We start from the raw sequence: 1,898 nt of genomic DNA on the forward strand, positions 1-1,898 counted from the left end.
AACGAAAGACTGCGTTTCCTGAACGCGGCATCGATCAGGGAGCCCCAGTTCGCAACGATGAGCAACGCACAGACACCCAGTCCGAAGTTGAACACCCAGATCATTATTGGCGCCCGCGCCCGGCGACCCACAACCCGACCCACGTCAGCACCCCATTGAGCAGCAGCAACTCCAACCCGATCTGATACCCGCCCCACGGCTGCCCGAAGTCCAGCACCGCGCACAGTAGCGGTGCCGCCACGCAAACGCCGACCAGCGCCCGCCCCGACACCGCCCTCGGCGTGAACATCGCAAACGCGAACAGTCCCAGCAGCGGCCCATACGTGTAACCCGCCAGCTTGAGGATCAGGAAGATCATGCTGCTGCTGTCCAGCGCCCTGAAGCCCAGCACCAGGGCMAGGAACAGCACCGCAAAGGCGTAGTGCACGCGCCGCCGCGTGCGCACGTCCTCGCGCGGCAGGCGCAGCAGGTCCAGGCAGGTGCTGGCCGTCAACGCGGTGAGCGCGCCATCGGCGCTGGGCAGCAGGGCCGACACGAGGGCCAGCACGAAGACGACCTGCACCCAGGCCGGCAGGTATTGCATGACGACAGTGGGGAACAGTGCGTCGCCCTTGACCCCGATGCCGTGCGCTTGAGCGAACAGCGTCAGCAGCCCGCCCAGCAGCAGGAAGGCCGCAACAACGACGAGCATCAGCACGGCCAGCACGAGCACGTTCTTCTGCGCGTCACGGAGCTTCGCAACCGACAGGCTCTTCTGCATCATTTCCTGGTCCAGCCCCGTCATCGCGATGGCAATGAACATGCCGGCCAGCAGCGCCTTGGCGGAGAAATCGCGGGAGAGCGGATCGCCGACCCAGACGCGGCTCAGGCCAGCGGCATCGATCTGCGCCAACGCACCGGTCTGCCACAGCAGCGCCAAGCAGACGACCAAGCCGGTCAGCATGCCCGCGGTCTGCAGCGTGTCCGTCCACACCAGCGCCTTCACGCCGCCCTCCACGGTGTAGAGCAGGATCATCACCAGCACGACCGCCGCGCCCACCCCAAACGGCACGCCCAGCGGCTGCAGGATCAGCGTGTGCAGCACGGCCACGACGAGGTAGAGCCGTGCCGTCGCACCCAGCGTGCGGCTCAGCACGAAGAAGGCCGAACCCAGGCGCTGCGCTGCGGGGCCGAGCCGGTCACCGAGCAGGCCGTAGATGGAGGCCAGCTTGAGGCGGTGATAGGCCGGCAGCAGCACGAGGGCGATGACGGCATAGCCGACGACCTGGCCAAGCGCGATCTGCAGATAGGTGAAGCCGCTGACCGCCACCGAGCCGGGCACGCTGATGAAAGTGACGCCGGACAGCGACGTCCCGATCATTCCGAAGGCAACGACCGGCCAGGGACTTTCCCTGCCCCCCACATAGAAACCCTCAGCCCCCGAACCGTGCGAGACGCACCGCGCCAGTACCAATAGCAGCGCGAAATAGGTGAGAACCCCGAGCAAAAGCAGTGCTGGCGACATGGGCCGGGATCATGCCCGATGGCACCCCCCTGAATGCGGCGGGTCAAACCGTCACAGGTGGTCGTTAGCATCCGCGCCCATTGCGGCAATTTTTACTAAATAGTCATGCGAATCAAACCACTGGTCTCCCTCCTCGCCGCGGCCTTCGCCGCGCCCGCCGTGCTGGCCTCGACCAGCGGGGTTGTGATCAGCCAGGTTTATGGCGGGGGCGGCAACGCCAACGCCACCTACAGCCGCGACTTCATCGAGCTCTTCAACGCCGGCACGACGCCGGTGACGATTGGCGGCTGGTCGGTGCAGTACGCCTCGGCCGCCGGCACCAGCTGGACCAACAAGACCGTCATCCCGGCCGGCGTCGTGCTGCAGCCGGGCCGCCACTACCTGATCGCCGAAG

The 1,898-nt window shown here is 66.4% G+C and carries 2 protein-coding genes; one reads left to right on the forward strand and one right to left on the reverse strand.

The window, feature by feature from the left end; translation table 11 throughout:
- Positions 1-103 precede the first annotated feature (103 nt).
- Positions 104-1,504 (reverse strand): sodium:solute symporter, encoded by a 1,401-nt coding sequence (locus AC1DU6_RS29420; RefSeq protein WP_457322644.1) that lies wholly within the window; start codon positions 1,502-1,504, stop codon positions 104-106.
- A 105-nt stretch (positions 1,505-1,609) separates the two neighbouring features.
- Here AC1DU6_RS29420 and AC1DU6_RS29425 point away from each other — a divergent pair.
- The coding region (locus tag AC1DU6_RS29425; RefSeq protein WP_477861527.1) for a lamin tail domain-containing protein at positions 1,610-1,898 on the forward strand (289 nt) is incomplete at its 3' end.

The organism is Roseateles sp. P5_B10 (genome assembly GCF_056400485.1).